Origin of the sequence: Hyphomonas sp. UBA3601, from assembly GCF_002375605.1 — a bacterium.
Lineage (GTDB): Bacteria > Pseudomonadota > Alphaproteobacteria > Caulobacterales > Hyphomonadaceae > Hyphomonas.
Genome location: NZ_DFME01000120.1, coordinates 33,170 through 34,904, shown reverse-complemented (window position 1 = coordinate 34,904; position 1,735 = coordinate 33,170). Strand labels below are relative to the sequence as shown.

General features: G+C 59.4%; 1 protein-coding gene and 1 pseudogene. One reads left to right on the top strand and one right to left on the bottom strand.

Annotation, left to right across the window (positions count from 1 at the left end; translation table 11 throughout):
• A pseudogene (locus tag B4F73_RS12940) lies at window positions 1–281 on the bottom strand (bifunctional 3-demethylubiquinol 3-O-methyltransferase/2-polyprenyl-6-hydroxyphenol methylase); the annotation flags it as partial.
• A 93-nt stretch (window positions 282–374) separates the two neighbouring features.
• Here B4F73_RS12940 and B4F73_RS12935 point away from each other — a divergent pair.
• Window positions 375–1,622 carry an aspartate kinase gene (locus B4F73_RS12935; RefSeq protein WP_290483466.1) on the top strand — a complete coding sequence of 416 codons (1,248 nt, stop codon included), beginning with the start codon at window positions 375–377 and terminating at the stop codon, window positions 1,620–1,622.
• Window positions 1,623–1,735 lie beyond the last annotated feature (113 nt).

Genomic DNA, 1,735 nt, shown 5'->3' with positions numbered 1-1,735 from the left:
CCCAGCCGTTTCATCGGCTCGCAGACGAGCCCGCCGCCGCACCCGATATCGAGCAGTCTCAGGCCGTCCAGCGGGCGTTTGGCCTCCGGTGCAATCCCGAAATGCTTCTCGGCCTGGTCACGGATGAAGCGCAAGCGCACAGGGTTGAATTTGTGAAGCGGCCGAAACTTGCCGCGGGGATTCCACCAATCTGCAGCCATCGCTGAGAACTTGGCAACTTCGTCCGGATCGATGCTGGGTGTGGCAGGCGCGTGGTCTGCCGTGTCTTTTGCTACTGTCATAGTTCAAGAAACCTGTTTGATCCGGGCGTGAACACCCCCTATGAGGGCGAATATAGTGGGATATCCCAAGAAAACGACAGGATATGGGGCGAAATGGCGCGCACGGTTCTGAAATTTGGCGGCACATCCGTAGCTGACCTTGATCGCATTGCGAATGTGGCGGACATCGTCGCCGCACGTGCGGAAAAAGGCGAGCGCATGGCGGTGGTTGTGTCCGCAATGTCGGGCGAGACCAACAAGCTGGTGGGCTATGCCGAAGGCGCAGCGGGCGATGCCCTTCCGCGCGAGCAGTTTGATGATGAGTATGATGTGGTCGTGGCCTCGGGTGAGCAGGTGACGGCAGGTCTTCTCGCATTGGCGTTGCGCCGGCGGGGCCTGAAGGCGCGGAGCTGGCTCGGATGGCAATTGCGGCTGAAGACAAACAAGAGCCATGGCCGCGCGCGGATCATGGGCTTTGATGATTCCACGCTGCCGGACGCGATTGATGCCGGCGAGATTGCCGTCATCGCTGGATTCCAGGGTGTGACCGACGATGACCGTGTGGCCACGCTTGGCCGGGGCGGTTCGGATACCAGCGCCGTGGCGGTTGCCGCCGCGCTTGAGGCAAATGTGTGCGACATCTACACAGATGTGGACGGCGTCTACACCACCGATCCCCGGATTGTGCCCAAGGCGCAGCGGATCGAGAAAATCTCGTTTGAGGAGATGCTGGAACTGGCGTCCCTCGGCGCCAAGGTTCTGCAGACCCGGTCTGTCGAGATGGCGATGAATCACAATGTGCCCGTAAGGGTTCTGTCCAGTTTCCTGAAGCCGGGCGAGCCGAACCCCGGAACCATTGTCTGCTCAGAGGAAGAAATCGTGGAAAAACAGGTTGTCAGCGGCGTTGCCTATTCCCGGGATGAAGCTAAGGTCACGCTCTATGGAGTACCGGACAAGCCGGGTATCTCCGCCAAGATCTTCTCGGCCCTCGCCCGCGCCGGGGTGAATGTGGACATGATCGTCCAGGCGCAGGCGCGCGGGCCGGAACAGGCCAACATGGTATTCACCTGCACCGACCGGGACAGCCCCATTGCACGCGACACACTTGAGAGCATGCATGAGGAAATTGGCTATGAGCGCCTCGAAGTTGTGCGCGACGTGTCGAAAATTTCCATCGTTGGTGTTGGCATGCGTAGCCATACCGGCGTCGCAGAGACAATGTTCAAGGCTTTGTACGAGAAGGGCATCAATATTGACGTGATCTCTACTTCGGAGATCAAGATTTCAGTACTGATTGGAGATGCCTATACTGAGTTGGCCGTTCGGGCCCTCCATACGGCATTCGGCCTTGACGCTGCCTGATAGAGGCTGCGACATACGGGCTGACCATGCCTTATAATCTGCCCGCGACGCGCTTGCTGATGAACCGGCTCCGCCAGGTTATGGCGGAGGAAGGTGAAACACGGTCTCGGCTC

Coding starts and splice junctions, on each gene's coding strand:
- B4F73_RS12935 (WP_290483466.1), top strand. CDS start 375: ATGGCGCGCACGGTTCTGAAATTTGGCGGCACATCCGTAGCTGACCTT.